This window comes from Desulfobotulus pelophilus (genome assembly GCF_026155325.1).
Lineage (GTDB): Bacteria > Desulfobacterota > Desulfobacteria > Desulfobacterales > ASO4-4 > Desulfobotulus > Desulfobotulus pelophilus.
In genome coordinates this window covers 1-26,912 of sequence record NZ_JAPFPW010000017.1, presented here as the reverse complement: position 1 = coordinate 26,912, position 26,912 = coordinate 1, and the positions used below count along the sequence as shown (strand labels likewise).

22 protein-coding genes are annotated in these 26,912 nt (G+C 51.7%); 10 read left to right on the top strand and 12 right to left on the bottom strand.

The window, feature by feature from the left end; all coding sequences use genetic code 11:
• Positions 1 to 29 precede the first annotated feature (29 nt).
• The 9 genes from OOT00_RS12890 (at position 30) to OOT00_RS12850 (ending at position 11,057) form a co-directional block, all read left to right on the top strand.
• The gene (locus OOT00_RS12890; RefSeq protein WP_265425795.1) at positions 30 to 3,011 is read left to right on the top strand and encodes an efflux RND transporter permease subunit; all 2,982 of its coding nucleotides are present in this window, start codon (positions 30 to 32) and stop codon (positions 3,009 to 3,011) included.
• Positions 3,001 to 3,804, top strand: coding sequence for an outer membrane lipoprotein-sorting protein (locus OOT00_RS12885; RefSeq protein WP_265425794.1), 804 nt, complete (start codon positions 3,001 to 3,003; stop codon positions 3,802 to 3,804). Before OOT00_RS12890 ends, OOT00_RS12885 begins: the two co-directional genes overlap by 11 nt.
• Entirely contained in the window at positions 3,795 to 5,252 is a 1,458-nt protein-coding gene (locus tag OOT00_RS12880; RefSeq protein WP_265425793.1) for a DUF1302 family protein, read from the top strand. The genes OOT00_RS12885 and OOT00_RS12880 overlap by 10 nt, the downstream gene beginning before the upstream one ends.
• A 185-nt stretch (positions 5,253 to 5,437) precedes the next feature.
• Positions 5,438 to 5,977, top strand: coding sequence for a bacterioferritin (locus OOT00_RS12875; RefSeq protein ID WP_265425792.1), 540 nt, complete (start codon positions 5,438 to 5,440; stop codon positions 5,975 to 5,977).
• Between the two features lie 123 nt (positions 5,978 to 6,100).
• The gene (locus OOT00_RS12870) at positions 6,101 to 7,006 is read left to right on the top strand and encodes a radical SAM/SPASM domain-containing protein (RefSeq protein ID WP_265425791.1); all 906 of its coding nucleotides are present in this window, start codon (positions 6,101 to 6,103) and stop codon (positions 7,004 to 7,006) included.
• A gap of 276 nt (positions 7,007 to 7,282) precedes the next feature.
• Positions 7,283 to 8,377 carry a spermidine/putrescine ABC transporter ATP-binding protein PotA gene (gene potA, locus OOT00_RS12865; RefSeq protein ID WP_265425790.1) on the top strand — a complete coding sequence of 365 codons (1,095 nt, stop codon included), beginning with the start codon at positions 7,283 to 7,285 and terminating at the stop codon, positions 8,375 to 8,377.
• Complete coding sequence (gene potB, locus OOT00_RS12860; RefSeq protein ID WP_265425789.1) at positions 8,367 to 9,224, top strand: spermidine/putrescine ABC transporter permease PotB; 858 nt, start codon at positions 8,367 to 8,369, stop codon at positions 9,222 to 9,224. Before potA ends, potB begins: the two co-directional genes overlap by 11 nt.
• A gap of 16 nt (positions 9,225 to 9,240) precedes the next feature.
• Positions 9,241 to 10,023: a spermidine/putrescine ABC transporter permease PotC gene (potC, locus tag OOT00_RS12855; RefSeq protein WP_265425788.1), complete on the top strand. Its 783-nt coding sequence runs from the start codon at positions 9,241 to 9,243 to the stop codon at positions 10,021 to 10,023.
• Positions 10,020 to 11,057 (top strand): extracellular solute-binding protein, encoded by a 1,038-nt coding sequence (locus OOT00_RS12850; protein WP_265425787.1) that lies wholly within the window; start codon positions 10,020 to 10,022, stop codon positions 11,055 to 11,057. Before potC ends, OOT00_RS12850 begins: the two co-directional genes overlap by 4 nt.
• A gap of 54 nt (positions 11,058 to 11,111) precedes the next feature.
• Here the strand turns inward: OOT00_RS12850 and OOT00_RS12845 are convergent, their stop codons facing one another.
• From OOT00_RS12845 to hpdB, 11 genes are all read right to left on the bottom strand, one after another.
• Positions 11,112 to 11,909: an ABC transporter ATP-binding protein gene (locus OOT00_RS12845; RefSeq protein WP_265425786.1), complete on the bottom strand. Its 798-nt coding sequence runs from the start codon at positions 11,907 to 11,909 to the stop codon at positions 11,112 to 11,114.
• On the bottom strand, positions 11,906 to 12,796 hold the full coding sequence (locus tag OOT00_RS12840) for an ABC transporter permease (RefSeq protein WP_265425785.1): 891 nt from the start codon (positions 12,794 to 12,796) through the stop codon (positions 11,906 to 11,908). The genes OOT00_RS12845 and OOT00_RS12840 overlap by 4 nt, the downstream gene beginning before the upstream one ends.
• Positions 12,797 to 12,799: 3 nt before the next feature.
• Entirely contained in the window at positions 12,800 to 13,789 is a 990-nt protein-coding gene (locus tag OOT00_RS12835; RefSeq protein ID WP_265425784.1) for an ABC transporter substrate-binding protein, read from the bottom strand.
• A 14-nt stretch (positions 13,790 to 13,803) separates the two neighbouring features.
• Positions 13,804 to 14,982: a C45 family autoproteolytic acyltransferase/hydrolase gene (locus tag OOT00_RS12830; protein WP_265425783.1), complete on the bottom strand. Its 1,179-nt coding sequence runs from the start codon at positions 14,980 to 14,982 to the stop codon at positions 13,804 to 13,806.
• Positions 14,983 to 15,001: 19 nt separating this feature from the next.
• The gene (locus OOT00_RS12825; RefSeq protein ID WP_265425782.1) at positions 15,002 to 16,588 is read right to left on the bottom strand and encodes a methyl-accepting chemotaxis protein; all 1,587 of its coding nucleotides are present in this window, start codon (positions 16,586 to 16,588) and stop codon (positions 15,002 to 15,004) included.
• 147 nt (positions 16,589 to 16,735) lie between these two features.
• The gene (locus OOT00_RS12820) at positions 16,736 to 17,488 is read right to left on the bottom strand and encodes a substrate-binding periplasmic protein (RefSeq protein WP_265425781.1); all 753 of its coding nucleotides are present in this window, start codon (positions 17,486 to 17,488) and stop codon (positions 16,736 to 16,738) included.
• Between the two features lie 342 nt (positions 17,489 to 17,830).
• Entirely contained in the window at positions 17,831 to 18,376 is a 546-nt protein-coding gene (locus OOT00_RS12815) for a DUF4125 family protein (protein ID WP_265425780.1), read from the bottom strand.
• Between the two features lie 28 nt (positions 18,377 to 18,404).
• On the bottom strand, positions 18,405 to 19,355 hold the full coding sequence (locus tag OOT00_RS12810) for a glycyl-radical enzyme activating protein (RefSeq protein ID WP_265425779.1): 951 nt from the start codon (positions 19,353 to 19,355) through the stop codon (positions 18,405 to 18,407).
• A 108-nt stretch (positions 19,356 to 19,463) separates the two neighbouring features.
• Positions 19,464 to 20,771 carry an MFS transporter gene (locus OOT00_RS12805; protein ID WP_265425778.1) on the bottom strand — a complete coding sequence of 436 codons (1,308 nt, stop codon included), beginning with the start codon at positions 20,769 to 20,771 and terminating at the stop codon, positions 19,464 to 19,466.
• A 215-nt stretch (positions 20,772 to 20,986) separates the two neighbouring features.
• Positions 20,987 to 21,247 carry a 4-hydroxyphenylacetate decarboxylase small subunit gene (gene hpdC, locus OOT00_RS12800; RefSeq protein WP_265425777.1) on the bottom strand — a complete coding sequence of 87 codons (261 nt, stop codon included), beginning with the start codon at positions 21,245 to 21,247 and terminating at the stop codon, positions 20,987 to 20,989.
• A gap of 2 nt (positions 21,248 to 21,249) precedes the next feature.
• Entirely contained in the window at positions 21,250 to 23,964 is a 2,715-nt protein-coding gene (gene hpdB, locus OOT00_RS12795) for a 4-hydroxyphenylacetate decarboxylase large subunit (RefSeq protein ID WP_265425776.1), read from the bottom strand.
• A gap of 617 nt (positions 23,965 to 24,581) precedes the next feature.
• Here hpdB and OOT00_RS12790 point away from each other — a divergent pair.
• The gene (locus tag OOT00_RS12790; RefSeq protein WP_265425775.1) at positions 24,582 to 26,075 is read left to right on the top strand and encodes a sigma-54 interaction domain-containing protein; all 1,494 of its coding nucleotides are present in this window, start codon (positions 24,582 to 24,584) and stop codon (positions 26,073 to 26,075) included.
• Positions 26,076 to 26,189: 114 nt separating this feature from the next.
• Here OOT00_RS12790 and OOT00_RS12785 read toward each other — a convergent pair whose 3' ends face one another.
• The gene (locus tag OOT00_RS12785; RefSeq protein WP_265425774.1) at positions 26,190 to 26,666 is read right to left on the bottom strand and encodes a hypothetical protein; all 477 of its coding nucleotides are present in this window, start codon (positions 26,664 to 26,666) and stop codon (positions 26,190 to 26,192) included.
• Between the last annotated feature and the right edge of the window lie 246 nt (positions 26,667 to 26,912).

The following is a 26,912-nucleotide window of genomic DNA, read 5'->3' as shown; positions in this document are numbered from 1 at the left end:
TTACTCCATGTTTTGAAGGAAGGTCTGCCATGAAAAACCTGACTCTGGCCCGAATTATCCTGCCCCTGGCCCGGAATTTCCGGATGCTGGTCGCTGCCATTTTCCTCCTTACCCTCTTTTTTGCCTGGGGAATGACCCGGCTGCAAATCGAAAACGACATCATGTTCATGCTGCCGGACAGCAACCGGGCCAAAAACTTTTTTCTGGATACTCAGGAAACCTTTGGTTCCACCACTGGCATCGTCATAGCCATTGCATCCCAAAACAGCATCTACGACCCCTCACTGCTGGACAGGGTGGACAGGGCAGGCCAGCAGATCCTGAGGGTCAACCAGATCATTCCTGCCCGCCGTATACAATCCATACTGGACATGCAGCATGAACAGGCCCTTGTGATAACGGCCTACCTCCAAAATCTCACACGGCTGGAAGGCCCGGACTTCCTGCCCGATGCCAGCCATTTTTCAGACAGGGACATGCTGCTGGAGGAACTGGAAGAAGCGACTCCCCATTATCTCCATGGAAGACTGACACCCGAGATCCTTTCCCAGACAGCCGACCGCCTTGCCCGTGCCGTGCGGAGCGATCCCAGCCTTCCCAAAGCCCTTATGACCGCCGTCACCCGGCCTACGGACAACCGGGGCTTCAACCGTGGCATATGGGTGGATCAGATCTCATCGCTCATGGAAAGCGATACGGTATGGCCCGAATTTTACTTTCTGGAAGACATGGATACCTTTTTCCGCTCCCATGGATTCTCCGATACGGCTTCCGCCAGAAAACTGATCAGTCTGATTCTGGAAACAGGCCCGAGGGATACCTCCGCCATCCGGACCCTTTTCAGCGAAGAGACCAGCACCGAAACGGATACGGGCATACCACCTGCATTTTTCCACTCTCTCCGCCAGAAGGACCGGGAAGACCCGGCATTTCTTCCTGCCCTGCAGGAGGCCATCCTTGCCTCGCCCAAGCAGATTCGCACGGGACGCATGTACCGCCCGGAAAGCAGCAGTCTTGCGGAACTCCGCCTGCGGCTGCACAACTGGTCCCTTTTTGATAAGGGTCTCTACAATCAGGAGGAAAATGCCACCCTCCTTCTGGTGAAAACCGCCCCCAACCTGAACAAGGAAAACAAGGCCCTTCTGCTGGATGAGGTGCGCATCATACTGGAAGATGTGTTCAGGGATTCAGGCTTTCGGGTCCACATGGCCGGAGAACCCGTGGTGGATAATGAAATCGGCAGCCTCATGATCCGGGATATCCGCTGGCTGTTCCCCGTGGTGACCCTTGTGGTCATGGCATGCCTTTTCCTCATGTTCCGCAATCTGCCCGGTGTGCTCTACCCCATGCTCACAGTAATGATTTCCCTTGTCTGGTGCTTTGGCGTCATGGGCTATACCGGTGTTCCCGTATCCATCGTTTCCTCCGCCCTTCCCGTCCTTCTGGTGGCCGTGGGAACGGCCTATGCCATTCACCTTACCCATGCCTTCCAGCAGGGACAGGGCATGGGCCTCACTCCGGATCAGCTGGCTGGCAGGGTGCTGAACCTGACGGGTGGTGGCGTTCTCATGGCAGGGCTTACCACAGTGGCAGGGTTTGCCTCCCTTACGGCCAATGAAATCGTACCCTTACGTGATTTTGGCGTATTTATCGGTCTTGGCGTTGTGTTCGCCCTGCTCCTTGCCCTCTGCCTGATTCCAGCCCTCATGATCCGTTTCAGCGGCAAGCCGGGCAGCATAGCTGCCAAAGGGCCGCAACCTTTCCGGCCAGCGGCGGCCCTCTCCCTTTTCTGCTGCCGCAAACCCCGGACCGTACTGACTCTTTTTCTCATCATTTTCATCCTTTCCCTGACCGGCCTTTCCCTGCTCAGGGTGGAAATGAACAACATCACCTTTTTCAAAAAGGATGCGCCCATCCGAACGGCGGATACCTTTATCAATGATCATTTTGCCGGGACCACCGGGGTTTCCGTTATTTTTTCCGGTAAAAAACCCGGAGATGCACTGGATCCCGATGTGGTGGGTGTCATGGAAAGGCTGGGAGATCACCTCATGGCCGAACATGAGGAAATCGGCAAGGTGATCAGTAGTGCGGACTTTATCAAAAAAATGAATCAGGCTTTTTTTGACAATGATCCTGCCTGGTACAGGCTGCCGGGAATAGACGATCTTTCCGGAGAAAAAAGTGCCAAAGCGCTTCATGCCCAGTATGAAGCCTACATGGACAAATACCAGCGCAAGGACACGGAAAGCCTCATGGATCCCCTTAAAAAAGAGGCCGCCATCGGTATCCAGATGAAAACAGCCTGCAGCACGGCGGTCCGGTCCGTCAGCAACACGGCACTGGCCTTTCTGCAGGGACCGGAAGGACAGATTCTCCGGGACAGGGGCATTACGACGCACACCACAGGTCCGGGCACCCTCTATCTGGAAGCCAACCAGCTCATTGTAAAAGGCCAGCTCTGGTCCATCGCCATTTCCTTTGTTCTGGTATTCATTGTGGTGGCATGGATCATGAAGTCGCTTCTTTATGGCCTGTTCAGCCTCATTCCCCTGGCCGTCACCATCATGGGGACCTTCGGCATTATGGGATTTGCGGGTATTGCCCTGGATGTGGCCACGGCCATTACGGCCTGTGTGGCCATCGGTATCGGTATTGATTACGGCATCCACTATCTCGTACACTACAGGGAAGCCAGATTCCGGGGACTTTGCCACGAAGAAGCCATTCTGCACACGGCATCCGGGACGGGGAGGGCCATTTTCCTCAATGCCGCCGCAGTCACCTCCGGCTTTCTCGTACTGCTGGCCTCGGCCTTCATTCCCCTGATCAACCTTGGCATCCTGATTTCCATCACCATGATCAGCGCCGCCCTTGCAGCCATGACTCTGCTGCCTGCGGCCCTGACCCTGGCCGCATCCAGACTCCACACACCCAGGTCCGGCAAAAGCCACAGCCCTTCCTCTCATCCACAGAATCTTCATCAGAAAGGAGAATCCCATGCTGCATAAAATCCTGCTCCCCCTTATCAGCTCCGCCTTCATTATGGCCGGAAGCGCAATGGCAGAAATCGGTCCCTTCAACCCGGAAACCACAAAGGACGATGGCCGTCAGCTGGCCGAAATAGTGGAAGATTTCAACCGGCCGGAACAGGATCTTTCCATACTGGGTACCATGACCCTTCTTTCCGGAGAAAGGACCACGGACACCCGGCAGGTGGCCATCCGCCAGAAAGCCTACGGTCCCACGGACCGCTATGTGCTGCGCTTTCTGGATTCTATCAAACGGGGAGTCACCTTTCTCACCATAGAGAATGAACACACGGATAATGATCAGTACCTTTATATCCCCGCCCTTGGAAGAGCCAGAAAAGTAGCCGTAAACGACAGGCAGAACGCTTTTGAGGATACGGACTTTTCCTACGAAGATCTCGGAGGCCGCAAGATAGACGATTATCTCCATGAGCGGCGAAGCGACGCCCTGTTCAACGGCAGGGAGTGCTACCGGGTGGAGGCCATATCCAAAGACGCCTCCGCACGCTACCCAAGGCAGCTCAGCTGGATAGACAAGGAAAATTTTCTTCCCCTGCAGGTCCGTTTTTTCGGCAGGGACGGCAGTCTGGAGCGGGTCATCGTGGCAGGTGAGGTCCAGAAAATAGAAGGCATTCACATTCCATTCCGCACCGTTGCCAAGGATCTGAAAGCCAATCACACCACCATCATTGAGGCGAGGCAGGCCCTTGTCAACACGGGCGTGGACAGCATGAGTTTTGACCCGGACAGGATGGGGGACACATGGCGATAAACATTCCCGGCATTAAGACCTGTTACAGGATAGTGGTTTCCAGACTCGGCTCCATTCCCGCCCTCATTCTGATGTTCTGCCTTCCCCTGACGGTCCATGGGGCGAGTCTGGATGAGGATGATCTTGACTTTACGGATCTTCTGGGAACCTCCCTGCCCGGAAGTACGGAACCTCTTTCCTCCACAGGGCTGAGGGAGACCTTCCGGTTTGAAGGAGAGCTCAGGCCTTCCGTATGGTACCCCATGCAGTCTCCCCATGACCTGCAGACCACCAACCGGCTGGATATGCTCCTGGAAAAGCACATGGGGAACACCAGCTTCATGACAAGATTCCGTTTGGATTATCAGGATCTTGACAAAGATGAAGGATGGAAGGCCGATGTGCGGGAGCTCTACCTCGAACATCATTGGCACCTGAGCCAAACCTTTTTATCCCTCAGTGCGGGCAGAAAAATTCTGCACTGGGGCAAGGGAGATGAAATCCGTCCCATGGACCGTGTTTCCCCGGAAGATATGACAAGCTTTCTCTATTACGATAAAAACGAGCGGAAAACCGGTATCACCGGTCTTTTTATGGAATCTTCCCTGCCAGGCGGTCTGCGCGTGGAAGCCTTCTGGTCCCCCCTTTTTGTGGGCAACGACATGCCAGACTACGGAAGCTATTTTACCCCTGCCCGCCTTGAAGAATTCAAGGAGATGGGGGGCCGTATCCGAAACAGTGATGAGGACTGGACATGGGACGGGGATGCATCCATGGGCCTGAAGCTGGCCTTTCCCCTGCGCCGTGCCGACGCTTCCCTCTATGCCTGGCGGGGAAAAGATCCCATGCCCCATCTGAGGGTATCGGCCATTCACCAGATTCCCCTTCCTTATCCACCCCATGCCCTGCCCCTGCCTGCGGAACTCTCATGGGTTCACAGCGATGCCGTGGTCTTCGGAGCCGATATGGAGCTTACGGCCGGAGCCTATGTGTTCCGTATGGAGGGGGCCTGGCAGACAAAAGGGCACTATGAACGCGTAGCCTTTGAAGACAATCTTTCCCTGCTCAACGTTTTTTCCGAAGGTATTGAAGAAAAACAGAAGGGCGAGCTGCTCATCGGCATGGACAGAAACGATCTTTTTTTCCGGAATCTTTTCGTCAATCTCCAGTACATGGCCGTCTATATACACGACCACGAACCTTATCTGGAAAGCGATGCCTATACCCACGGTGTCAGTTTCACCATGAAATACTCTGCCTTTGACTCCCGATTCAACACCCTCTGGCGGGTCTTCACATGGCTGAACTCTCAGGACAGGCAGCATCAGCTGGAGGCATCCTGGAAACCGGCAAGAAACACCCTTCTGACTCTGGGTGCCTTCATCTACAGCGGGGGAGATAACCATGACACCTTCGGCCAGTTCAGAGACAAGGACTTTGCCTTTCTCCGGGCCAGTGTGATTTTCTGAAACAGGCCCAAAAGAACAGCGCCCGTCGGCTGAGTCCTGAGACTTGCAGCTTTTATTTTTCTGCCCCTTCATGGTATGATGTCCCATGCAGGATGATAACAATGACCTGAAAAAAGCCTGCACAGGGTTCTCCCTTACGGGAACACAGGGACCCGTTAACCGCTGATTCAATCCTGGAGGCAGAAATGACACAAGGTGCCAAAGAAGAGAGACGGGCAAAGGTGATTGAGGTTCTCAATCAGGCACGGTCCATGGAACTACAGGCCATTCATCAGTACATGAACCAGCATTACAATCTGGATGACATGGATTTTGGTGAGCTGGCGGCCAAGCTGAAGCTCATTGCCATTGATGAAATGCGCCATGCAGAAATGTTTGCGGAAAGAATCAAAGAGCTGGGCGGTGAGCCCACGGTTTCACCCGCCGGTGGAGTGGAAAAGGGGCAGGACGTGGAGGTGATATTTCCCTTTGACGCCAATGTGGAAGACGAAACTCTGGACATTTACAACCAGTTTCTTCTGGTCTGCCGGGAAAACGGCGATGCCATCAGCATGAAGCTTTTTGAAACCATCATTGAGGAAGAGCAGGCCCATTTCAATTATTTCGACAATGTGAGCGATCACATCAAAAAACTGGGTGCATCCTATCTTGCCCGCATTGCCGGAACTCCGGCAGAGGCAGGAACCATGTCCGGCGGATTCATCGGAAATCAGGGCGGCGCCTGACCAAAGCGGAGTGGTCGCCCACGGTACCCGGTCCACTCCGCACACCGTCTGCCAAAAAAGAACCATGCCAGAAACGGACCCTTCCCTTTGTCGTCCGGGCCGGCAAAGGGAAGGAACCTTGGTATGTTCAGGAAGATTTTTTTAGAGATTACCAGTGTCTGCAACCTGGCCTGCCCTTTCTGCTCCCCCATCCGGAGGGACAATACCTTTCTCTCTCCGGATCATTTCCAAAAAATACTGACAGAAGCCTCCTGCCTCAGCCAGCGGATTCTGCTGCATGTCAAAGGAGAACCCCTGCTGCATCCGGATTTTTCCCGCCTCATTCAGCTGGGCCAGCAGACGGGTGCCCGCTTTGAAATCACAACCAACGGTCTTCTTCTGGAAGGCAAGGAAGAGGCTCTTCTTGCCTCCTCCGTGGTTCAGATCAACTTTTCCCTGCATGCCCTGCTTGCCAATGAAGTGGAAAACCTCCCCCTGAAAGTGGAAACAGTGCTTGCCTTTGCCCGTAAAGCAGGCATTGTACGTCCCGACCTCTATATCAACTTCCGTTTCTGGGATATGGGCAGGCCGGAGGAGCTTCCCCGCAATCCCATCCTGCAAAAGCTGGAAGACCTGTACGGTTTCAGGCTGGGAGAAGTTGACGTGCGGAAGAAAAAAAGCTTTCTCCTTTCCGGCAGAACCTATCTTCATTTTGATACGGAGTTCCGGTGGCCCTCCATGAAGGATCCGTTCATCGGTGACCGGGGATTCTGCTACGGACTCAGAGATCAGATCGCCATTCTGTCCAATGGGGTTGTCACGCCATGCTGTCTGGATGCGGAAGGAATCATTCACCTTGGCAATGCCTTTACGGAATCCCTTTCCCATATCATCAGCGGCAGGCGGGCAGAGAATATACGCCAGGGGTTTTCCCAAGGGTTCCTCTCCGAAGATCTCTGCAGAAGGTGCACCTATATCCGGAGATTTTCTTCCAGAACGCTCAAACGAAAACGGGTGGCACACTCCCGGCCGGAAACCATAATCTGCTGACCATCAGCCATGCTCTGCATGCCATCCCGCAGGATATGGAAGCCTTTCATGGGTACTTCTTGCAGAAAAACATTTCTTTTTTCCATTAAAAGTCCTGTTATCATTGACAGCTACCTTCTTCTTATCTATATGACGGTGCGCCAAAAGCTTTTATGAAAAAGGCTTTTGGCGTCCTGCTTTTCGGCCTGTTGGAGCCCTCAGAAAGGTGATGACGGGATTGGGGGATTCCCCCTTATGCTGTTTGATGTTCTGTCCGAAAGGAGGGCCCCATGCCCTATGACACAGCCGGTTCTTCAACTTAAAAACGTAACAAAGCGGTTCCATGATGAAACCGCTGTGGAAAATTTCAGCCTGGATGTCCATCCCGGAGAATTTCTCACCCTTCTGGGTCCATCAGGCTGCGGCAAAACCACCATACTGCGGCTCCTGGCCGGATTTGAACAACCCACGACCGGAGAGGTCATCCTCGCAGGCCGCTGTGTGAACGAGGTGCCGCCCAACCAGAGGGATGTCAATACGGTTTTCCAGTCCTACGCCCTCTTTCCCCATATGAGCGTGTTTGATAATGTGGCCTTTGGTCTTCAGCTGAAAAAAACTCCCAAAAAGGAAATCCGTCAGCGGGTGCAGGAAGCCCTGTCCATGGTCAAACTTGCGGAATATGCCCATCGCAGGGTGCACCAGCTCTCCGGAGGTCAGCAGCAGCGGGTGGCCATGGCCCGGGCCATTGTCAACCGCCCCCTGGTACTGCTCCTGGACGAGCCCCTTTCGGCCCTGGACTATCAGCTCAGAAAAACCATGCAGCTGGAACTGAAACGCCTCCAGCGTCACCTCGGCATCACTTTTATCTTCGTTACCCATGATCAGGAGGAAGCCCTCTTTATGAGCGACCGGGTTGTGGTGATGAACGGAGGACACATCGAACAGGTAGGCGCACCCCAGGAAATCTATGAAGAGCCGGTGAACATGTTTGTGGCCCGATTTGTGGGCCAGATCAATGTGTTTGAAGGCCATATCCTTACGGCAAGGCCGGAAGGGGGCTACATCTGCCGCCTTGGCAAAACGGATTTCCCCCTGAACACCCGGAAATCCTTCCAGAGAAACCAACCGGTTCGCATACTGCTCCGTCCTGAGGATCTCAAAATCGAACGTCTTTCCGATGGCTGCATTCCACCCTATCTGCCCGGAGTGGTGGAAGAACTCCTTTATAAAGGCTCCACCGTGGATCTGGTAATCCGTTTGGATTCCGGAGAACAGATCTTTGTTACGGAATTTTTCAATGAAGATGCGGAACACATCTTCTATGCCGGGGGCGAAAAGGTCTGTGTGAGCTGGATTGAGGGATGGGAGGTGGTCTTTTCCCATGAAGAGTGAAAAGAGTTTCTTTAAAAACGGAGTCATCCTGCTGGTCTGCACCTGGCTGGGGCTCTTTGTTTTCACACCGAATATGCTGGTTCTGTTCACAAGCTTTCTGGAAAGGGATGCCGGTAATTTTGTACGCATCCGCTTCAGTCTGGAGGCCTACCAGACCCTCATTGATCCGGTATTTTTGAGTATTTTTCTGGAATCGTTCCGAATTTCCATGATCGTAACCCTGATCTGCCTGGTGGCAGGCTATCCCTTTGCCTATGGCATTGCACGGGCGCCCCGGCAATGGCGCCGACTGCTGCTGGTGCTGGTGATTATCCCCTTCTGGACCAGCTCCCTTGTCCGCACCTATGCCCTGATGATGCTCATGCGGGCCAATGGCCTGATCAATACCTGGCTGATGAACCTTGGCCTCATAGAGACTCCCCTTCCCATGCTGTATACAGAAGGAGCCGTTCTTCTGGGGCTTGTGTATAACCTGCTCCCCTTCATGATTCTGCCCCTCTTTGCCGCCATTGAAAAAATGGACCCCAAACTCCTTGAGGCCGCCGAAGATCTGGGGGCCAACCGTTTCCAGCGTTTTACCCGCATCGTCATTCCCCTGACCCTGCCGGGTATTATTGCCGGATCCATCCTGGTCTTCCTGCCTGCCATGGGACTTTTCTACATCCCCGATATTCTGGGTGGTTCCCGCAGCATTCTGGTGGGTAATCTCATCCGGGACCAGTTTCTTACTGCAAGAAACTGGCCCTTCGGATCCGCAGCCAGCGTCATGCTCACCCTTACCATGGCCCTCATGCTTCTGGCCTACTGGCGCAGCATGAAACGCTTCAACGAAAGCATCATCCGATGAGCGGAGGAGGTGAATAATGGCAAACCGGGATCAACGCCTCGGCCGCACCCTGTATATGGTAATGGTCTATGGATTTCTGTACACACCTCTGGTGATTCTCATCATCTATTCCTTCAACGCCGCCCGCTACGGAAGCCAGTGGCAGGGATTCACCCTGGACTGGTACAAAGCCCTTGCGGCCAACCCCATGCTGCTGAAAGCTGCCATGCATACTCTGGAGGTGGCACTGGTTTCCAGTTGTATTGCCACCTTTATCGGCACCCTTGCGGCACTGGCTTTTTACCGCTACCGTTTTGCAGGCCGTAAGGTTCTCTACACAATGGTGTATATTGTGATGATGAGTCCGGATATTGTCATGGGCATTTCCCTTCTCATTCTTTTTATCCTCCTCGGAATTCCCGTGGGCTTCATCACTCTGGTCATTGCCCATGTCACCTTCTGCCTGCCCTTTGTGGTGGTAACGGTCTACGCACGGATTTCCGGCTTTGACCATCATGTCATTGAGGCGGCCAAGGATCTGGGAGCGGATGAGTTTCAGACCTTCCGCCGGGTGATTCTGCCCATGATCATGCCTGCGGTTCTTTCCGGCTGGCTCCTGTCCTTCACCCTTTCGGTAGATGATGTTATTGTCAGCTTTTTTGTTACCAGCCCATCCTATGAAATTCTGCCTTTGCGTATCTACTCCATGGTTCGCCTCGGTGTAAAACCGGAGGTGAACGCCCTTTCCACACTGATGTTCGCCATCACGCTGGTTTCCGTGCTGGCTTCACAATGGATGATCAAGGAGCGACGACAATGAAAAAAATGGCTGTCACCCTGCTGCTGGTGTTTTGCCTGATATTTACCGGTTCCGCCCAGGCCCGGCAGACCCTTTACGTCTACAACTGGTCGGAATACATGCCCAATGCCGTCATTTCCCTTTTTGAGAAGGAAACGGGCATCCGTGTGATCTACACAACCTATGATGCCAATGAGACCATGTATGCCCGCATCAAACTGCTGGACGGCAAAGGCTATGATCTCATTTTTCCCTCCACCTATTTTGTGGATAAAATGCGTCAGGAAGGCCTGCTCATGCCTCTGGACAAAACCCGGCTCCCCGGCATGAGCAATCTGGATCCTTCCCTGCTGAACAAGCCCTATGACCCGGAAAACCGGTACTCCATCCCCTATCTCTGGGGCTCTACAGCCATCGGCGTACACGCAGGCATGACCGATGCCTCCGGGGTCAGCGCTTTTGAAGACTTCTGGAATCCCATATACCGGGGCCGGGTGATGCTGACCAATGACATGCGCGAGGTATTTGGCGTGGCCCTCCATGTACTGGGATTTTCCGGCAACAGCACAGAAGAGTCGGAAATTGCCGCTGCCTATGAGAAACTCCGGGCACTCATGCCCAGCCTGCGGGTCTTTGCTGCGGAAAATCAGAAACAGGTGTTGCTCAGCGGAGAAGCGGTCATCGGCGCCATCTGGAACGGAGAAGCCTATATGGCTGCCGAGGAGAATCCCGATATCCGTTACATTTACCCGAAGGAAGGAGCTGTTTTCTGGGTAGACTCCATGGTCATTCCAAAGGGCGCCGCCAACCCCGAAGCGGCCCATCGCTTCATCGACTTTGTACTCAGGCCGGAAATTGCCCGGATGATTACGGAAGAAATCGGATACGCCACACCCAACAAGGCCGCCAAAGCTCTTCTCAGCCCTGAAGTGGCCTCCAATCCTACGGTGTATCCCGATGCCGAACTGGTGGAAACAGGAGAGTTTCAGACCGACGTGGGAGATGCCATTCTGATTTACCAGAGATATTGGGAACGACTGAAGACCGGGCGCTGAAACGGGCGGGAGAGGGAGCACCCCTCTCCCGTTATCATGCCGACCTCCACGGGATCATGCGCCGGAGCGGGCCAGCAGAAGTGCATCGGAAGCCGTTGCCCCCAGATCCGCAAACCGTTTCACAAGACCTTCCACCGTAAGGGAGGTCTTTTCTTCACCGGCAATATCCAGCACAATCTTTCCCCCGTCCATCATGAGAAGACGGTTACCATAGCGGATGGCGTGGGCCATATTATGGGTGACCATCAGGGTAGTTAAGCCGTAATCCTGCACAAAAGAACAGGTAAGATCCATCACACGTGCCGCATTTCTTGGATCCAGTGCCGCCGTGTGCTCATCCAGCAGAATCAGGGAAGGTCGCGACATGACCATCATCAGAAGGGTAAGAGCCTGACGCTGTCCACCGGAAAGAAGGCCCACGTTGTCCCGCATTCTGTTTTCCAGCCCCATACCAAGACGGGAAAGATGGTCCCGGAACAGAACCCGTCTCTTGGCATTCAAACTGATACGAAGCCCGCGAAACCCCTTTCTGGCAGCTATCATCAGATTATCTTCCACGCTCATGGTGGCAGCAGTTCCTGCCAGGGGATCCTGAAAAATTCTTCCTATATACCGGGCCCGCCGATGCTCAGGCTCCCGCCCCATATCCATTCCGTTGATCACAACCCGCCCCGCATCCGCAAATATTTTACCGGATATGAGGTTCAGAAGAGTGGACTTACCCGCTCCATTGGAGCCAATCACCGTAACGAACGAACCCTCCGGTATGGCAAGTTCCAGACCCGAAAAAACCGGATTTTCATCCGCTGTTCCCCCATGAAAGGTTTTCACGATTCCTTCAAGGCGTATCATGAAAAAAGCCCCTTTCCACCCTTTTGGCCCCTTCGGGTCAGCATGAGTGCGGCAATAATCAGAAGGCCTGAAATCAGCTTAAGGTCATTGGGAGTCATGTGGATGGCGTAACCATAATACCGCCCCAGATACAGAATGGCCTTATAAAGGATGGCCCCCAGAAGCACCCGGAGGGTAAGCACCCAGATACGGTTGGAGGGTATAAGAAATTCTCCTATCATCACCGCAGCCAGCCCGAACACCACCATGCCCAGCCCCAGATTCACATCGGCAAAGCCCTGATACTGGGCCACCAGCGCTCCGGAAAGGGCCACCAGTGCATTGGAGATCCCCACACCGATCACTTTATACGTGGCAGGATTCACCCCTGCGGACACGACCATCTGCTCGTTATTGCCCAGAGCACCGAAAATAAGCCCCATATCCGTAAGAAAAAAAAGATCCAGCAGCAATTTGATCAGAAGGACCAGCAGCAGAAAAAAAATCAGCAGTACCCAGGAGGGATCCAGGCCGGGAAAGACTCCTGTAACCATGGAAAAAAGAGTGTCCGTCCGTACCAGAGGCAGGTTGGCCCTGTTACCCATGATACGGATATTGATGGAATAGAGCATGGTCATGGTCAGGATACCGGCAAGGAGATGGGGCACCTTCAGCCGGTTATGAATAACAGCCGTAACCGCACCGGCAAGCCACCCGGCAATAACAGCAAGGCTCAGGCCCCAGACGATACCGGCGCCACCGGCAAGACATGCAGCCATCACGGCGGCCCCCAGAGGAAAGGAGCCATCCACCGTGAGATCCGGAAAATTCAGAATCCGGAACGTGAAAAAAACACCCAGAGCCATAATGCCGTAAATCAGGCCCTCCACAAAAATACCTTCTATCATAGCCTAGCGAACCTCTGTCACCTGTCCGTTTTTAATTAGGATACTGGCCTGTTCCAGCAAATCGGCCGGGATCTCCACGCCCAGCATGGCAGCCACATCCAGATTCACCAGAAGCTCCATGTCCGATGGATCCTTCATATACTGGGTAGGAATATCCGCCGTAGGAGTACCGGAAAGGACCTCTCCGGCCAGCCGCCCCGTGGCCAGCCCCATGCGGTAATAGTCAAACCCCCAGGCGGCCAGCACAGGGATGTTGCGTGCGGAGCTGGGATCCGCCGTCACCAGCGGCACCCTGTGACGCATGCATACTTCCGATACGGCAGGCAGGGCCGCAAATACCGTATTGTCGTTACTGAGATACACTCCATCCACCCTGCGGATGATGGCCTGAATGGCCTGCCTTACCTCCGCACTGTTAGCCACGGTGCTTTCCACAAATTCTATTCCCCTTGCCTCACATACCCTGCGGGCAATTTCGGCAAGACGCACCGCATTGGCTTCGCCGCTGGCATAAATATGGCCCAGACGCTTCATAGGCCGCACCCTCAGCAAAAAATCAATCTGTTCTGCCACAGGGGTCATATCCGAGTACCCGGTTACATTATCCCCGCCCTGATCATAGGAATCCACCAGCCCGGCATCCACGGGATCCGTGACCGCACAGTAAATTACGGGCTGATCCCGGAGAAGATTCACCAGAGCCTGTGAGGTGGGAGTGGCAATACCCACCGCCAGATCCACCTTCTGAGCTCTGAATTTCTGGGCAATGGAAGCGGCCGTGGACAGATCCCCATTGGCATTCTGCAGATCAAACACCGCATTGGGCCAGCTCTCCCGGAGGCCGTCCTGCACCCCCTGCTCCAGCGCATCCAGCGCCGGATGGGCCACAATCTTGGATATACCGATCCGCACCGGCCGCATATCCGCAAACGATAAGCCTGCCAGCATCACCAGCAGAACCGACAGCAGGCACCTCATACTCCGCATTCCCATAAGACCCCATCCTTTTATTGAAAAAACGGTTTCAGATCCACATCCGTCCACTCCTGATAACCCGGCACCTTGATCCGGAACATGCGCTCCCCCGGAAGGGCTATCACCTGATAGACCGTTCGGATATTTCCCTCCGGCGGCCAGGTAGCTCCCCCCTGATCCATGGGTGTATCCAGCACAGCCGCCATGGTATCCAGCCCCATGACGCCCTTATGCTCTTCAGCAAGGTGCAACAGATTCTCCCGCCGCAGGGGAGACTCAAACCCCGTACCCGGCTGCAGGGCAAGGCCCCATGCCGGGTCTGCAAAATGGTTGGTGGCCACCAGCAGCCCCTCCCTGTCCGGCCCCCGCCGCTTCAGGTCAAAGGGTGCCCACTCATAGGCAAAGGCCCCCTCTTTATCCGCAACAGTAATGATAAAGGCAAACTCCGGCCTTGTGCTGTGAAAGGCCGCATCCAGCTGAGGAATCCTTTCATAATCCATCAGAAAACCCATCAAACTGACAATGGCAGGCACCCGGTTCGTGTAGGTAAGCCCGCCGCCGGATGGCATGCCGTTGTTCAGCTCCAGAAAAAGCCCTTCCGCGTTCATGCCTGTGGTCATGTACATCACGCCCGCAAAGGTGACCATGGCCGTGGGGATACCGGAATCGGGATGCCAGACCGTGACCGCAAGCTTCCGGGCAAAGCCCGCATAAGAGTCAAACCAGTCGTAGTTTCTACCGGCAATCAGAGGGCCATTTCCCGCATACTCTCCCCAGGCGAAAATCCCGGAACAACCCGTCAGAACCCCATACAGCTCCAGGGCATTGAGGCGGATCTGCTGCTTCAGGGAAAGCCCTGAGGTTTCCGCCATGCCCGTAAGAATATCCTTGAAGCGTCTGGGATACAGATCATAAAGGGCCTCTGCCGTCTGATCCATGACAGCGGCAGAAAGCCCCTTTTCCTTCAGAAAATAATTCTCGATGGCTTCTCCGTAAAGAAGCTGCAGCTCTTCGGCCAGAAGGTATCCGTACTGCCTGCCCATGGCATGAAAGGAACCGTGCAGATCCAGCACGGGTACTTTGCCGGAACGGTACAGAGATCCCCCTTCAAAGGTGACCACAGGGCCGGTCACGACTGCCTTTGCCCCGGCATGCATCATTCCTGTCACGACCATGATCCCTCCCAGCAGAATCAGAACCATTTTCTTCATATATTCCGGTCTCCAGCACCTAGAGCACAAAACGGCCGATGAGATTCTGGAGTGCCGCCGACATATCGGCCACATCTCTGGCCCGACCATTCACGTCATCACTTACGGCATACATCTTTTTACTGATTTCATCCACCGCCTCAATATCCTGACGGATACTACGGACAAAACCATTCATGGAAGCCATGTTCTTATTGACTTCCTGAATGCCCTGAGCAGCCTGAAGGACATTGCCGGAAATTTCACGGGTGGCGGCGGACTGTTCTTCCACGGCCGTGGCGATGCCCCCCACAATGTCACTGGTGGCAAGAATGGCCTCACTCACCTGCTTCACCTCACCTGTGGCCTGCTCGATAATACTGCGGGCAGCATCAATAATAGTACGGATATTTTCCGTAGCTGTCACCGTCTGAGTGGCCAGATGTTTAATTTCCGTGGCCACAACGGCAAAACCCTTTCCTGCCTCACCGGCACGGGCCGCCTCAATGGTGGCATTGAGTGCCAGCAGATTGGTCTGGGCGGATATTTCGGAGATAGACTCCGTGACTTTTCCGATTTCACCGGCAATACCGCCCAGCTCTGTCATTTTTTCCCAGGCACCCTCGGATCTCTCCACGGCCTTCTGCGTTGTCTGTCTGGCCTCTTCCGCGTTCCGGGCAATCTCATCAATGGTTGAAGTCATTTCCTCCGCCGCTGCTGCCACCATACCCGTATTGGACGCAGCTTCTTCCATGGCGGAAACCACATTTTCCATGCTGTGGCCCATATCACCCGTGGCCGTTGCAACGGCTGTGGCACGCTGCGCCGATCCCCGGGCATCTCCTGCCATCTTTTCAGAAATGGAAAGAAGGGAGGCGGAAGACTCCTTCAAAGTACTGCCGTTCTCCCGGATCTGTCCCATAATAACATGAATCTGAGAAATGAAACCATTGATCCAGTGAGCTGCCAGACTCAGCTCATCGCCCCTTTCTTCGGAAAGTCTCCGTGTCAGATCTCCCTCACCCTCCGCCATATCCCGAACCGCGGAAATCATACCCGTAAGGGGCTGGAACACCATCATTTTCAAAGAGAATGCCATCACGGCCAGCAACAGCACATTCAGGAGCATAATGGTGATAATGGTGTTCACAAGTACCTGCTGAAGATGTTCCCGGAAGGAATCCGGATCCATGAGAACGGTCAGGGATCCCAGAACGTCCTCGTCTCGCTGAAGAATGGCACGCCTTTCAAAAGCTCGGCTGTCGGGCAGGGCATCCGCCATACGGATTTCGTTTTCACCATCACGGATCAGCACCAGAATACTTTTTTCTCCGGAAGAATCGTATAGCGCCAGAGACAGCAGCCTGTGATTCTGCATTTCTGAACGAAGAATAGCTTCTACCGTACCCATATCAAAGTTATAAAGAGGTTCCTGAATGGTCAGGGACAAACGCTGAACGGCCTGATCTGCCCCCACATTCAGATCCTCTTCCAGACTTTTTTTGGCATCATAATACTGCCAGCATCCCATCAGAACCAGAATGGCTGTAGTCAGCATCAGCACGGTGAAAATAAGGCGGATAAAGATTCGTTTTTTCGGGGAAACGGCCTGAGCAACAGACTCCATGGGAACTCCTTAGGAAAAAAATCATACCAAAACAACCTGTTCCTCATACAAAAACCCGGTGACCCACGGCATGAAGATACGAAAAAGCAGGCTTTCTGCATCCGCGGGAATCTTCACAGAACAGGCACCGGGTTGAGCAGTCACGGCTTACTGGTTGTCAATAATCTTAGGGATGTCACCGTTTCGATAACCCTCTGCGATGACCGCATTGAACCGTTCGATAAATTCCCCCATTTCCATGCCTTTATGGAAGGCAAGGTAGTTAGGATCTACGGTCAGGGGCTTGGCAAGGGCGGTAAAATCATCTTTAATTCCCTGAAGCTGCGGATCTTTAAGGATGGTATGCATCGCAGCCCTGCCGGGGCTGATCACAACCGCATCCGCCCTTTCCGCATGCAGAAAGAGAAAAGCCGCCGTGGGGCTGTTGCTTTCATGGGGTTTGAAGTATTCTTTGGCTTTTTCAAAATCAGAGCCATAGCTTGCTCCCCTCTGGTAGGAAATGATCTTTCCTTTCAGATCTTCCAGCTTTTCAAAAGGAAACTCCCTTCCCTTCTTGACCACAAGCAGTACTTCATCATTGTAGACCACATCGGAATAATCATAGACCTTGCATCGTTCTTCCGTTTTAGAAAAACCAGTGATTCCCCCCAGCTGGTTCATGGCATGATCCAGAGCCCGGCTCATGGGAGAAAGCTGAAAATCAAAATGAACTCCCAGCTTCGGCTCCGCATACCGGAAAATATCCACCAGGGTTCCCTTGGCCTCGCTGCCATCTTTCCACAATTTAGGAGGCCTTGCTTCATTCCCGAAAATAGCCATCTCCTGAGCCATGGCCACCTGCCAGCTCAGCAGAAAAAGGGTCATCATAACAACCGTAATCCACATCTTTTTCACTTTCATAACCTTTCCTTTCCCATCATTTCGCAGCACAGTTTGTCAAAAGAGGCTAAACAAAAGGATGGCAGCCCTCTTTATCCCGACCAGCCCCAAGCTCACTTATTCTGGCTGCCATTGTGGTTCTATGGCTTCACCCGGGCCTTTTCAACCTTTTTGTTTGAATTGTTAAATTTTTTTTATTTATCTTAAAACCATTGTATCCCCTCTCCCCGCTTCCATAGGAAACGGATCAAAAAACAGCCGCTATCAATGCGGTCCCGTGCAGACCATGCGGCCTTTTACGGAACAAAAAAAGCCAGGGAGGCCACTCCCTGGCATGATCTGTCTACAAAAAGGAGCACAGGCTCACTCTGCAGGCATCCTATTTCCTCCCTTCTTTCTGAAAGGCATACCAAGCTTACCAAAAAGATTCCGATAACGTTCCTCAACAAGATTCCTGCCTGCCTTTTTAGCCGCCATGGTAAAATGGTGTATTTTTTCAATGGTCCTGTCGGAAAAAGTTTCCAGCTCACAGGAAAGATAGATTCTGAACCCATCGCCACCGGGCTGAAACACATCGGGATAATGGCTGGACACATCTTCCATCCAGCCGCATTCCGCATCCACAATCTCATCTATCAGAACACTGGTTTTCAGGGGCGGAATCTGACCTTCCATCCGCGCATATTTTTCCCGCATGAAATTCCGTCCCTCCGTAACTCCTTCCTGTAAATCATGGAAACAGGAGAACAGAATATCATCAGGAGAAACCGAATGGGCCATCCACCTCATGGCCCGGAAGGTTTTCAGATACTCCTGACAGGGCGAGGTGATGGTTGAGTTAACATTACGGAACATATCCATTTCTATACGAATAATCTCTTCTATAAGCTGATCACGCTGTGATATCATTGGCTTCTCCTTCATTCGGGTGGAAAGATTAGAACGGGGTTTCCCAGCCGATGAAGCAATAAAGCCCATAGGACTCGGCCATTGCCTGCAACGCCCGCATGGCCTCATCCGACGGTGGCGACTGATCCGCCATGGCATATGTCAGCCCAAGCTGCCGGTATTTGGATTCACCAAGCCGATGGAAAGGAAGCAGATTGACCACATCGAGACCGATGTCCTTTATAAATCGAACCGTGCGCTCCATATTCTCCGGGGAATCATTTTCTCCCGGAATTACGGGAACGCGGGGTACCATCACACCATTCCAGCTTGCCGATGCAAGTTTTCTGATATTATTCAGGATCAGCTCATTCCCAACTCCCGTAAGCCGCCTGTGTTCCCCGGAATCCATATGTTTGATATCCGTGAAAGCCCAATCCACATACTGCATGGCTTCCATGAAAAAATCCGTATCCATGCAGGAAGTTGTCTCCACGCAGGTATGAATGAAGCTGCTTTTGCAAGCCTTCAGTATTTCAATGATAAATTCTTTCTGAAGCAGAGGTTCGCCGCCACTGAAGGTTACACCCCCCTTTGATCCCCAGAACTGGCGGTCCCTCTGGAAAATTCTCATCAGCTCATCAACGGAATAATACCGGCCGCTCAATTCAAGGGCTTCCTGATAACAGGTATCCAGGCAGTTATAGCTTGTACATTTCGCGCAGATCTCCCTGTCATGCAGTAAAATGTTATTATCTACACGAACGGCCCCGTTAGGGCAGGATCGGAGGCAGTTCCCACAACGTTGGCATCTGGACAGCTTATGCATGACTACCGGACTTCGGTACAAACCTTCAGGGTTGCTGCACCACACACAATGGAGCGGGCAACCACTTAAAAAAACAGTTGTTCTGGTTCCAGGCCCATCATGAACAGAATGGCCCTGCACATCGAAAATCAATCCCATGGCATCTTGATTAGCACGGCTCCCCATCATCATTCTCCCCGGCTCCTTTCGGGCTTACATCACCCTTTGATTTTTGCAGATCCGGTTTCTCACAAAACTTGAGAAACCGGATGCATGCTTCATAACAAACGGCTATCCCTCTCAATGAACGGCATGGGTACCCATACTCCGGATGGCGGCATTATCCGCCTTAAGGGGCAGGGTGGAGGCGATGCACGCGGAAACAATGAAGGCTACCAGAGCAAAGAGAATGGAATAGGTATAGGAGCCGGTAGAATCTTTTAAAAAACCTCCTATCAACGGTCCAAGAAAAGGGCCAATCCCCATAACGATCAAGGTGGCAAGGCCCCATATCTTACCCAGGGTCTGTCTTCCGTAAACAGCTCCGGTATACCCAACAACTCCTCCCGGAACCACGGCCCAGTACACGGCAAAGATAAAACAGGAAATAACGCCCAGAAGAATGGAAGCAGGACCCGTTCCGGACTGAATCAAAAGAAATGCACAGGCTACAGCCCCCGCTGCCGGACCGAAAATCAGCATTCGCTTCCGCCCCTGGGATTCGCAGCTGGATACGGCCACAACCTTATCTGCAATAATGCCCATGATGGGCATAGAAAAAATCCCAACAATTCCTATGGCGACATAAAGATTGGTGGCCGTACTCAGGTTGTAGCCGAGGTCATCTTTCCAGTAGCTGACAACCTGGGTCCATACGAGAAATTCCGCGAGCATACTGGTCAGAAAGGTAAGGATCGCCCCCCATATGGGATAGGAGGCAAAGGCCTCTTTCACACCCCATACATATTCACTTTGCTGCCCCTGATCCGATGCGGGCGCTTCCCCAAAAGCTTTCAGACCGTAATCTTCAGGATTTTTCTTGGCTACGGCAGCCGCCAGCAAAAGACAGGCAAGGGTAAGCCAGCCCAGAAGCTGCATGGCACTTCGCCAGGCATCGCCCTGGGCACCTGCCAGGGATTCCTTGACAAAAAGGCTCATGATGACCTGGGACATGGGCGCTCCCATAAAGGCAATGCCGAACATCTTGGCGTAGTTCTTGCCTACGTACCACTTGCGAACGGAAATGGTGGATGAAACCCAGAGCATACCCGTGGCAACACCCGCCAGAACCCCATAGGAAGCATAATAAGCGTACAGCGAATGCACATGGCTGGTTACGATAAACCCGGCCGCACCAAAAACAGCGCCAATGACGTAAACCAGCTTGGTTCCCCATTTATCCAACAGCATTCCGCAGAAAAATGCGGCAATGGCATAAAACATCATCAGAATGGAATAGCCCAGAGTCACCTCCGTCTGGGACCATCCCATATCTGCGCTCATGGGTACTTTCAGTATGGAGAATGTCGCCCTGTATCCGAAAAGACAGAACAAAGCCAGCCAGGACGCCGCAACAACAGACCACCCCTTGATTTCAGAATTATTCATATGATCAGCTCCTTAGAGTCGAAAAACCTCATGGCGAATTTTGAATGCAGAACACCCTCTCGTTTTTAATGATAAAAACGGGCACAAAAAGAGGCGGAATCAAAACCCCTAGCATCAGAGCTGTGCTCCATATGGCGGCACACGGGCCGCCAATGGAACAAAAAGTTTTGAAACAGCCTCTCGTGCCGGGGCCTATGCCCCGGCCAAGCCATTCTTTAAATTTTCTGGAACTGATTACAGGTTACTGCCAACATATCGCCGTAGGCTATGAACTTAGGTGTCTGCTCGCTTGCTTCACAAATACCTATATAGTCTTTTTCCTCGGTGTAATTTTTACAGAATTTACACTTGGCAACCATTCCATAGCCATCGGGCGCACTGGCATCGGCCTTCACCATTTTTCCCGTCAGCCGGTCAATGCCCTTATCCACATCAACGGGAATAAACTCAAGCGTATCGCGGTATGGTATTGTCATGATTACACTCCTTCATATTCTGTTCTGGCAATCAGTTCGTCCTGAACCGATTTACCGATTTCCACCCAGTACTGCGTGAATCCGGCGACCCGGACCATAAGATCACGATAATTTTCAGGGTGTTCCTGAGCATCCTTCAGCATTTTTGAGTCAACAATATTATACTGAACATGGAAGCCACCCTTCCGCATATAGGCCCTTGTGAGATCAATCAGTTTTCGTGATCCCTCTTCGCCTTTGATGGCCGTGGGATGAATCTTGATGTTGAGCTGTGAGTTCTGGGATTTAGCATGGTCCCATACGGCAGCCGAAGTCATCAGGGCAAAGGGACCGTTTTTATCCGTTCCCGGATAGGCGGACATGGAGGCGTCGGCAAAGGTTGTGCCGGAAAGGCGCCCGTCTGCAGAGGCTATGGTGGCAGAGCCCATGGCTCCGTGTGTGGATACGGAAATCTGGCAGGCATAAAGGGGATGGCCATACAGTGATTCATAATTGTAGCAGTCATCGCAGAAGAAGGATTCCCAGTCCTGAAGAATACTGTCCGCATAGGGCTCGTCATTACCGTATTTCGGTGACTGGAGGCAGGCAAAGTGCAGTTTGTCCCACCGTCCTTTATCATCATCCCTTTTCTGCTGATCGGCGATGGAGAAGGAATTGACCTCATCAGCGGTTTTAAAGCCAAAGTTTTCCTTCATTGCCTGTTTCAGGGTTTCAAGGTCTGTTTTCTTCTCATCAAAAACGAGTCGGCGAATGGCCGCCAGGGAGTTCACCGTATTGACCGTACCCGTGCTTTCCACATTAAAGGTTGCATTATACCGATATCCCAGCTCATTGATCAGATGACCCGTGGTAAGACAGTCCGGCTTCAGTACGGAGTGGAAAACGCCCATATTATTTTTTCGCCAGACATCATGCTGAATATTGTTGGTAAGCGTCAGAACCTCTACCGCTTTTTGCCAGTATGCCTTGAACTGATCCCAGATCTTTTCATAGGAATCCAGCTCCACACCATGGGGTTCAAAAACCTGTTCGCCAGAACGCTGATCCACCCCGTTATAGAGGGTCAGTTCCAGTATCTTGGGCATGGAGATAAAGTGAACGCCCACACTCGTTGGCTGACCGCATCCACCCGGAATCCAGTATTCCCTGCCATTCAGGTGAAGAGGCTTCCAGCAGCATGCAGAGGTTTCAAGGCAGCCGCCAATGGCCCAGGCACGGGATTCTTCAATGGTCATGCCCTCAGGCCCGTAATGGGAGACCAGAAAGTGTTCGGCAACATCATTGTTCATGAAGGCCGGATAGCCCGCCCCGGTTTTAATGACTTCTGCCGCGAGCATAAGAAAATCTTCCGGCAGCTTTTCATCATAAAGGAGCGCGAGGGTAGATTGGGGCATGGCATTGCTTGCCGCCGCTTTCAGAATGAGATACTCAAGCCTGTTTACCGCAGAATTGCCGAATTTATCCAGCCCCCCTATGGAAACGGTGTTAAAGGTATTCCCGGAAAGAACACCTCCCACAACACCCACGGAAGCAAAGCAGTCGATGGATGTCTTGACCAGCCTGTCAAGCTCCAGCAGTTCCAGCGCCTCATCTTCTGTCAGGCGACCCGCTTCCATATCCTGCTCAAAATAGGGATACAGAATCTGACCGATACGACCGGGAGAAAGACCGGAAATGGCATCTTCATTCAGAACCGAAAGGTGCACGGTTTCAATCAGCTGAAAAGCCTCACGGAATGTCCGCGGAGGATGGTGGGCAATCCACTCAAGGCTATCGGCAATTTCGCCGTATTCTTTCCGCTGAACCGTATCCTTTTCGATGGCTTCCAGCCTGCGGGCCTCTCTGGCATAATTCAGAATCCATGCCTGTACACCTTCAATGGCAAGAATCACCGCCTCATAGTTGTACAGCCTGTTCATGCCGATCAAACCGTCTCCGTCGGCTCGCCCGGCTACTGTATCCTTCATTTCCCTTGCTATTTTGATGATCCCGTCAAAACCATATTCCAGCGGGTAGTAATAATTGATGACCTCACGGCCCTGAGGAAGGGTAAATCCTGAGTCAAACATGCATACAATGTTGCGCATGATTTTTTCTTTGATCTCATACTCAGGGACCATCATTTCGTACTTATGGCCCAGATCATCTACAGACTTGCCAACCCACTTTTTAGCCAGTGCCACAAGAACAGGAATTTCTTCCTTTCTCATGCCAAATTTCCCTGCGATGGAAACCACATTTCCGAAACTCGCCACAACGTTGCCACCGCCCTGGCCAAATTTGGAATGCTCATCCACGGAGGCAGAACCTCTTTTCATGGCTTCCTGATACAGCTCATCTTCCTTGGCCACATAAAAGCCTTCCGAAAGCCATGGCATGGGGAATGAGCCCCGGAAAAAATGAGCTTTGTGCATGACAAGCTTTTCTCCGGGATAAATAACCGGGGTAAGATGGCTGAAAGCACACTTCAGTGCTTTGGCCCTTCTCACAACCGGAATTTCATTGTCATGCTTCATGTACTCCCGGGTATACCAGTATGAAAATTCATTGTTTGCCGAAGAAAGGGTCTCCATGAAAATATTTTTCAGCTTTTTGACCCTTTCATGGGGCTCCTGCTTCACCTCCCGGTCCACCATCTCCTCAGGAGCCGTACCGCACGCCTGAAATCCCATGGAGATACCGGCATCTGCCATGACCTCTTTAAATGTCTTAGCCATTGAATCCTCCCCAAAAAAAGTTGACTGCTCAGATCACTGGAATTCATTTTCCACTGACATGCAGCCTGAACTATTTCAGTATCCGTGCCATCCAAACCGCAAGGGTATAAAACCAAGCAATTACCCTTTAAAACGAGTACCTTATCAATCGGCAAGGATGATTGTTTGACAAAAAAAACTATAGGGTTTATGTAATTGAATGTAACATTCAAAAACGGAGGAGGAGAGAAATCCGCAAGGACAGCAGGAGCTTTCACGCAGGAAAGACAAAAAGGAAGAGATTCGGAAAAAAACTATAATAACAATGCACTATTCAGCACAAACCTCTGGCTGCAGCCAGACCATTGCCCCCTTTCCACGGGTCAGTGAAGAGAAAAACTCTTCTTTTGTCAGAACCCGCCATATCAGAAGCAAAGGCTTTGAAACTCGAGATGTTATAGGGAAACTGCTAACAAAGACGAACATATGTCACGCTCCATTACAAAGCTGCGCACGAGCATGCCAGGCAACGGCTATATGGTATTATGCCATTTTTTACTTTGCTTCATGGAAGAGACCTGCTTTAAATCAAAACGCTCAGTTCATACACGGCAATAGAACCCCGAAATGGAGCGGACATGGAAGATGCCAATCATACCACAAGCGCCTTTAAAAGCTCCGATAACCAGAGCGGCAGCAACCTTGCCATTTCCAATGAAGCCTATGCGATAGTAAAAAATATCGGGACCTTCCCGGATTTAAAAAATCTTATCGATTTTCAGCGCACCATTATCAATTATTGCGCATGCGGCCTCATGGTCGTGGATACAGAGGGACAAATTATCTATGTAAACGATAGTTTCTGCGAAATTCACAATATCAGTCCCCATAAGGTCATCGGCCAGCATGTCACAAAAATTGTGGACAATACGCAACTCCATAAAGCAGCCGAGTCCGGTATTGCCCAGCATGACTGCTTTCAAGACATTTCTGGAAAACATTATGTGGTATCCAGAATTCCAATTCTCAAAAACGGTGACTGTGTCGGCGCACTGGGCCTGATACGTTTCCGATATGTGGAAGAGGTTAAGCTTCTCACAGAAAAAATAGCGGAACTGAATGCCAAAATTAAAAACCTTAAGGAAATCAGGGCCGTCAACATGAATGTCAAGTACACCTTTGATGACATTATCGGCTCTTCTGAAGAACTGACCATGGCGAAAGAAATAGCCATGCAGGCAGCCACAAGCGATGCTACCATATTGATACGAGGCCCTTCCGGTTCAGGGAAAGAAGTTTTTGCCCACAGTATCCATAACTTCAGCCCGCGCAGCTCCAAACCTTTTATACGGATCAACTGCAGCGCCATTCAGGAGAACCTCATTGAATCCGAACTTTTCGGCTATGAAGAAGGGGCGTTTACCGGTGCGAGAAGAGGAGGGAAAAAAGGTAAGTTTGAACTTGCCCATACGGGAACCATTCTCCTTGACGAGATTGGAGATATGCCCATAGCATCCCAGGTCAAGCTGCTGAGAGCCATTCAGGAAAGGGAAATATCCCCCGTTGGCAGTGAAAAAAACATTCCTGTGGATGTGAGAATCATTGCCTCGACCAACCAGCCTCTGGAAAAACTCGTGGAGGAAAACCGGTTCAGGGCCGATCTGTTCTACCGGCTCAATGTCATTCCCATCATTATTCCTGAGCTGAAACAGACTCCTGAAGAAATTCCATTTCTTAGCCGGAAAATATGGGAAGAGCTGTCAAAAGCCCATGGTATTTTTCATAAGACCCTTTCCAAGGGAGCTGTTCTTGCCCTGCAGAGCTATGACTGGCCCGGCAATATCAGAGAACTGCGAAATATCCTTGAACGCTTGCTCATTATGGTACGAAAAAGTCAGATCAGTGAAAATGACGTACAGCGCGGATTAATTTCCTATGCAGATTACGGTTCAGGCTCAAGAAAAGACGATTCCGAAGAAAGGTTCGGGCTGGATCTGCTTGTTAAGCAGACAGAAAAACAGGCTGTTGCTTCGGCACTGAAGACAAGCGGTGGGAATAAAAGCAAGGCAGCCAAACTGCTTGGAATATCGAGACCCCTTCTTTATAAAAAAATAAAAAAATATCAACTGTAATCGTCCGTAAGAATAGCCCGTTATGACTTTTGTCCGCAGACATCCCGCAGGTCTTTTGTTCTGCTGCATCCGGTATATATGAGGATAAGCATGGATGCCCTCTTTTCGGTCACCTCAACGGATCCTTCGGTTCGCGCGGGCAAACAGCAAAAGCCCAGTCATCCTCCCAGCAAAACAGGCAACCGCTGCAAAGGCAAACATTCCAACACAAGCGCCAATAAGTAGAAAAATATACTCAATAAATTCTAAGCCATAAGTCCAGTTTTGAAAATGAGATAAAAACAAGGACTCCATCAGGAAATAAATCCCAACAGCACGATACGCCATATAAAATGACAACATACGTACGAATTTTGGCCGGAACAAAAACCCCAAAAGAAACGCTCCGATAAAAAGCGATATTATATCAAAAGAATTTGAACTGATAAACAAAAGTATTTCTCTAGGGAATACAGACCCCGGATATTTATTTATAGCAGAGTGAACCATACCATGACTCATGGAAAACAGAATCTGTACGCTGAAAAGCCACGATAAAAAACCAACCAAGGCCCAAAGAACAACAATCTGTAACTCCTGCTTATTTATCATTTACTCTCAGTCACCTGCAGTCAATGGCTATGATAAATGACCCACCGTCCATAATCCTGTCCCACCTTACAGCACTACGACGGTTATTTTTATTACCAAATAAAGCTTCTTGCATAGCATACCCCCCTGTGTCAGGGTAGTTGTCACCTCCGTGCGAGCCTAAAATGTAACTCAAGTTTCGGACTTGAGTTATTGAGATAAAAATTGACCATTTTTATTATCTATACAATCTGTGGGATAAAGAAT